This window comes from uncultured Gemmiger sp. (assembly GCA_944388105.1).
GTDB lineage: Bacteria > Bacillota > Clostridia > Oscillospirales > Ruminococcaceae > Gemmiger.
The window spans coordinates 1-6,433 of sequence record CALXHN010000111.1 but is presented as its reverse complement, the minus strand read 5'-3'; the positions used below and the strand labels follow the sequence as shown (position 1 = coordinate 6,433).

Sequence of the window (6,433 nt, the reverse complement as noted above, 5' to 3'; positions counted from 1 at the left end):
CCGGCAGACTGCCGCTTGCCAAAAAGCAACAAGCAACAAAAATCCCGGCCTTTCCTTTTTTCAGGAAAAGCCGGGATTTTATACATTCATACGATGGGATCCGGAATGCCCACGGTCACCTGCATGTGCAGGATCTGGCTGATGCCGCTCTTTTCGTAACGGCTCAGCAGCCGGTCCCGCACCACCTTGTAGTCGTCGGCGTTCTTCACCGACAGCATCAGCACATACTGGTTGCGGCCGTACCGGGAGAACACATCCCCCTTGCGCAGCATGTTCTTGATGAGCTCCTTCACCGAAAGCATCACCCGGATGCGCTCCTGTTTGGGGGCTTCCTGGGGGGTCAGGGTCACCAGCAGCAGGATCACGTCCTCCGAGTTGCGGGTGGCACTGCGCACCACCATGTGGTACATGTGCTTGAACACCTCATAAGGGCAGAAATACGCCCCCCGGATGGGCCGGTCGTCCCGGGTGATCTCGTCCAGGTCCTTCTGGATGTGGCGGATGTCCTCCATGGGCAGGTCGGCGCCCTCGGAGGCCCAGCGGAAGATCTCCCGGATGGACTCGGGCAGGGGCTCCCCCACCTCGTCAAAGAACATGTTGGCCACCACCGGATAATGGTTCAGTACGGCGGTCTTCATGTCCAGCTTGCGCAGGGCGGTGAAATGGCGCAGCTGCAGCTCCTCGCTCAGGGGTTCCAGCAGCAGGGCCCGGGAACACAGGTTCATGACCTCCTCCGCTCCCGACCGGTCCTCGGACGCCAGGAGCAGGTCGCTCAGATGCAGCACCATGCTCAGGTACCGCTGCCGCAGGGTGCTGGCCCGGGCCATGAGCCAGTACCGGTCACTGAGCGCGGGCAGAAAATCCCCCGCGTACAGGGCCACGGCTTCCCGGCAGCACCGCTCCACCTTTTCCGGCGGGGTGCCCGGGGTCTGCATGGCGGTCTCATACAGCTTGTTGAACCGGTCAACGTCCAGCTCCACCGGCACTTCCGGGTTCCAGGCATACTGCCGGTCCCGGGTGATGATGCACTCCTGCTGCAGGCCGGCCTTGGCCAGCTGACGGCGCAGGGAGTAGGCGGCGTTCTTCAGGGCGCCGGCGGGATTCTCCACCTCATCGTCCCCCCACAATGCCTCCATGATCTGCTCATTGGAGGTCTGCACCCCGATGTTCAGAAGCAGGTACACCAGCAGCTCCATGGGCTTGTTCACACGGCCGCCCTGCTCGACCAGATACTGATCCCCTACATGGATCTGTAATCCGCCGAACATGCTGGCCTGCAGACAGTTGGTTTGTTGCATGGTGGTCCCTCCTTCATGGACGGGTGCGTGGCCGGAGAAAACGGATGCAGCCGGCCCGGGGCCAGGGCAAAGGCACAGCTGTAATGTTTCTCTTAATTGTAGCACGGCCCCCCTGGAAAAGCAAGCCCCCATATCTGGCCGCATTTTTCCGGAAAACCACAAAAAATAGCATGGTACGGTGCGTTTTGCCCAAAAAACGCCGGCGCTTTTCAGCAGTGTTTTGCAGGGTGCCTGCCGTGGAAAAACAAGGCTTTTGTTACAAAATAACCTTTTCCAGCGCCGCCCCGTACCGGCCGCTCCCCGGTTGCCGCAGCAGGGGTTTTGTGTTATGATAAAATGTAAGAAACCATGAAGAAATCTGTCACATACGGCCGCAAAGGAGGAAGCCCGTGCTGCGCATCGCCATTGTGGAAGATGAGGCGCCATGCGCCGAACAGCTGAAGGAATATATTGAGCGCTACGGCCGGGAAAAAGGCCGTACCTTTGAGGTGCTGCGCTTTTCCGACGGCAGCGAGATCCTGCAGGATTACCAGCCCCGGTATGACATCATCCTGCTGGACATCGAGATGCCGAAGGTCACCGGGATGGACGCCGCCAAAGCCATCCGGGAACAGGATGAGAACGTGGTGTTGATGTTCATCACCAACATGGCCCAGTATGCCATCCGGGGATACTCGGTGGGGGCGCTGGACTTTGTGATGAAACCGGTGAGCTACTACACCTTCCAGCTCAAGTTCACCCGGGCCATCGAGCGGGTGGTCAAGCGCCGCAATGAGGAGATCCTGCTGGCCCTGCCCGACCGCCTGCAGCGGGTGGGGGTGCGCAGCATCTGGTATGTGGAGGTGCAGGACCACATGCTCCACTACCACACCGAACAGGGGGAATATGTGCTGCGGGGCACCCTGCAGAGCGCCGAAAAGCAGCTGGCCCCCTACAACTTTGCCAAGTGCAACCACTGGTACATCGTCAACCTGATGCATGTGGAACAGGTGCGCAAGGACACGGTGGTGGTGGCCGGCCATGAGCTGGAGATCAGCCGCCGGGCCCGCAGCGCCTTCCTCAACGCCCTCACCGATTATATGGGAGGCAGCAGCTGATGGGCGGCACCGAACTGATGGTCCAGGCCATGGCGGTGGTGCTCATGCACGGACTGTGTGCCGCCCTGTACACCTGGCCCCTGCGCCACCGGGACAACTACGGCCTGCGCCTGGGTCTGAGCCTGGTCCTGGGTGCGGTGTTGGGCTACGCCTATTGGGCCGCCGGTCTGGCCGCCGAGCACATGCAGTGGTGGCAGCTGGTGGTGGTCTTCGGGTATGTGGCGGGCATGGTGCTGCTGCTGTGCCGGCAGCCGGTGTTCGGCAGCCTGTACTGCGCCACCTGGATGATGATGGCCCAGCAGTTCTTTGTGCAGATCTTCAACACCTGGTTCACCTGGATGAACGTCCGCCACGGCGGTGCACCGGTCCCCTGGCTGTCGGTGGTGGTCTTTGCGGGGGTATGCAGCGCCCTGGTGTATGTCCTTGTGGTGCGGGGCATGGCGGTGGACGGTCAGTTCCGGGTGGGACCCCGGCAGACCATCTCCGCCCTGCTGCTCTTTGTGGTGTTCGAGTTCCTCACCGCTTCCATCGTGGTGGATTTCCGCATCGTCTCCCTGCGGGGCAACTGGGCGGTCATCCTCATGTGTGAGTTCTACTGCCTGACCATCCTGTTTCTGCAGAACGCCCTGTTCCGCAAAAGCGCCATCCAGCATGACCTGGACGCCCTGGACATCCTGTGGCACCGGCAGAAGGAACAGTACCAGCTGGCCCGCAAGAACATCGCCCTCATCAACCGGCGCTGCCATGACCTGAAGGTGCAGATCTACGCTTTGCGGGACATGGCCGACAGCTCCGAGCGCCGCCGCTACCTGGACGAGATCGACGACTCCATCGGCATCTATGATGCCATCGTCAAGACCGGCAGCGAGGTGCTGGACACCATCCTCACCGAAAAGAGCCTGCTGTGCCGGGACAAGGACATCCACATCCAGTGCGTGGCCGACGGCAGCCGCATGGGCTTTCTGGACCCGGCGGATACCTATGCCATCTTCGGCAGCGCCCTGGACAACGCCATCGAGGCGGTGCAGCAGTTTGCCGACAAGGACAAGCGCCAGATCGACGTGCTGGTGCATGTGAAACAGCAGTTCCTGGTCATCAGCATCACCAACCCCCTGGCCCGCCAGCCGGTGTTCCGCAACGGCCTGCCCGTCACCACCAAGACCGGCGGCGACTACCACGGCTTCGGCCTGCGGGGGGTACAGCGGGTGGTGCGCAAGTACGGCGGCCACCTCACCGTCAGCACCGAAAACGACTGCTTTGCCCTGAAGATCCTCATTCCCCTGCCCCAGGCGGAGTGACCCCGCGCCGCCCTTTGCGTCATACCATGGACCCTGTAAGCCCCCCGGATTCCGGGGGTCTTTTTACTTTGTGCAACTTGCTTAAAAAGCATCGTTTATTCCTTGACAAGTTGACGAAGGCGTTTTCCAGATGGTGCACAAAAACGACCACTTCCGTCAAACCCATTGTGAAATAATAATGAACAGGATATGATGAATCCATGAAGAAAATCGATAAATGGGCCCCCTGCCCGGAAAAGAGGTCGTGAACTGATGAGAAGAAGCCTGCTCCTGGACAAGTCCTGGCACTTTTCCCAGCCCGGACAGCCGGATGCCGTTGTGACCCTGCCCCACACCTGGAACAACATCGACGGTCAGGACGGCGGCAACGATTACAAGCGCTGCGCCTGCACCTACCGCACCAACTTTGACGCCCCCGCCTTTGACAAGGCAGCCGAGTGCGTCTACCTCCAGTTCGAGGGGGTCAATGCCTCCGCCCGCGTCAGCCTGAACGGGTCGGAGGTCTGCCGGCACGACGGCGGGTACTCCACCTTCCGCGCCGACATCACCGCCCTGCTCAAGGACACGGACAACGAACTCACCGTGGTGGTGGACAACACCGTCAACGACACCGTCTACCCCCAGAAGGCCGACTTCACCTTCTACGGCGGCATCTACCGGGACGTGAGCTTCGTCATCGTGAACAAGGCCCACTTTGACCTGGACCATTTCGGCGGCACCGGCCTGAAGGTCACCCCCAAGCCGGAAAACAACTACCAGGACGGCAGCGTCCATGTGGAGACCTGGCACAACGCCCATGAGGGCGCCCAGGTCACCGTCACCCTGCTGGATGCCCAGGGCCAGACCGTGGCCGAGGGCAGCGGCACCGACCAGACCCTGACCATCAACGGCGTGCATCTGTGGGACGGCATCGAAAGCCCCTACCTCTACACCGCCGTGGCCACCCTGAACGTCAACGGGCAGGTCGTGGACGAGGTGCGCACCCGCTTCGGCGTGCGGGACTTCAAGGTGGAAGCCAAGACCGGCTTCTGGCTCAACGGCCGGCAGTATCCCCTGCACGGCGTCTCCCGCCACCAGGACCGCAAGGGCCTGGGCAACGCCATCACCAAGGCCATGCACGACGAGGACATGGCCCTCATCAGGGAGATGGGCTGCAACACCGTCCGTCTGGCCCACTACCAGCACGACCAGTACTTCTATAATCTGTGCGATGAGGCCGGCATGGTGGTCTGGGCGGAGATCCCCTACATCTCCGAGCATATGAACAACGGCCGGGAAAACACCATCAGCCAGATGAATGAGCTGATCATCCAGAACTACAACCATCCCTGCATCGTCTGCTGGGGCGTGTCCAACGAGATCACCATCTCCACCAAGGACAAGAAGGACATGCTGGACAACCACCATGAACTCAACGACCTGTGCCACCGCATGGACCCCACCCGCCTGACCACCCTGGCCTGCTACGCCATGTGCGGCCCCTTCAACCCGGTGGCCCACATCACCGACCTGGTCAGCTGGAACCTGTACCTGGGCTGGTATGTGCCCGGGCTCTTCCTCAACGACCTGTGGATGGACTTCTTCCATCTGGTCTACCCCAACCGGCCCCTGGGCTTCAGCGAATACGGCGCCGAGGCCATGCCCAACCTGCACAGCGCCCATCCCCGCCGGGGCGACCACACCGAGGACTACCAGGCCAAGTACCACGAATATATGCTGCGCTGCTTCGACCGCCACAAATGGCTGTGGGCCACCCACGTGTGGAACATGTTCGACTTTGCAGCCGACGCCCGTGACCAGGGCGGCGAACCGGGCATGAACCACAAGGGCCTGGTGACCTTTGACCGCAAAACCAAGAAGGACAGCTTCTATCTGTATAAAGCCTGGTGGAGCAAGGACCCCTTCGTCTACATCGCGGGCCGCCGCTATGCCGACCGTACCGAGTCCACCACCACCGTCACCGTCTACACCAACCAGCCGTCCGTGGCCCTGTACGCCAACGGCCAGAAGGTGGGCGAACAGACCGGCGACAAGGTATTCCGCTTCAAACTGCCCCTGAACGGCCAGGTGGAACTGAAGGCTGTGGCCGGTGACTGCATCGACCAGGCCGCCATCCGCAAGGTGGACACCCCCAACCCCGCCTACAAGCTCAAGAAGGGCAAGAGCAAGAGCGCCAACTGGGTGTGAGCACCCGCTGCCAAGGTTTGTCCCTGCGCGGTTTCCATCCCGCAGGGTGAGATACAGGACGCAGACCCCCCGCCCCGTTTTTCCGCCGGCCATGCGCGCAGCCGGCGGCGGACACAGAGCCCGGGACCCGCGCCCCGCACAGCAGGCTGCGGCGCCGGACCTTCCCCCGAAAGGAAGGACCGCGCCGCGGCAAGACAAACGGAAGAGAGGAAAACAACATGCAGAAAAAGCCCAAAGTTGCGTTGTGGTCCGGCCTGACCGCAGTCAGCGCCGTGCTGACCGCCGCCGCCATGGTGGCTACCTTCGTGGTGGCCCCCATGTACGAGACCACCATCAACGTCGCCACCAATGCGTCCACCTACAAGATCGTCAAGGGTGAGACCACCGAAGACACCAACTATTTCACCAGCGATTTCGCCTCCGACGAGGAGCGGGAAAGCTATGAAGAAGAGCTGTGCGCCACCGTGGAATCCGAAGGCGCCGCTCTGCTGAAGAACGACAACAGCGCCCTGCCCCTGGCTTCCGGCGCCAAGGTCAGCCTGTTCGGCCGCGG

Annotated in this window: 4 protein-coding genes and 1 pseudogene; 4 read left to right on the top strand and 1 reads right to left on the bottom strand. The window is 61.7% G+C overall.

Features of this window, described 5'->3' with window-relative positions; translation table 11 throughout:
- Positions 1 to 86: 86 nt before the first annotated feature.
- Positions 87 to 1,298, bottom strand: coding sequence for a BTAD domain-containing putative transcriptional regulator (locus tag Q0K17_RS09935; RefSeq protein ID WP_294542693.1), 1,212 nt, complete (start codon positions 1,296 to 1,298; stop codon positions 87 to 89).
- A gap of 389 nt (positions 1,299 to 1,687) precedes the next feature.
- On the opposite strand from Q0K17_RS09935, the gene Q0K17_RS09930 reads away from it, so the two are divergent.
- The 4 genes and pseudogenes from Q0K17_RS09930 to Q0K17_RS09915 all read left to right on the top strand — a co-directional run.
- The gene (locus tag Q0K17_RS09930) at positions 1,688 to 2,395 is read left to right on the top strand and encodes a LytTR family DNA-binding domain-containing protein (protein ID WP_294542691.1); all 708 of its coding nucleotides are present in this window, start codon (positions 1,688 to 1,690) and stop codon (positions 2,393 to 2,395) included.
- Positions 2,395 to 3,693, top strand: coding sequence for a GHKL domain-containing protein (locus Q0K17_RS09925; protein WP_294542689.1), 1,299 nt, complete (start codon positions 2,395 to 2,397; stop codon positions 3,691 to 3,693). Before Q0K17_RS09930 ends, Q0K17_RS09925 begins: the two co-directional genes overlap by 1 nt.
- A 252-nt stretch (positions 3,694 to 3,945) precedes the next feature.
- Positions 3,946 to 5,880, top strand: coding sequence for a glycoside hydrolase family 2 TIM barrel-domain containing protein (locus Q0K17_RS09920; protein ID WP_294542688.1), 1,935 nt, complete (start codon positions 3,946 to 3,948; stop codon positions 5,878 to 5,880).
- A gap of 218 nt (positions 5,881 to 6,098) precedes the next feature.
- Positions 6,099 to 6,433, top strand: a pseudogene (locus tag Q0K17_RS09915) (glycosyl hydrolase); the annotation flags it as partial.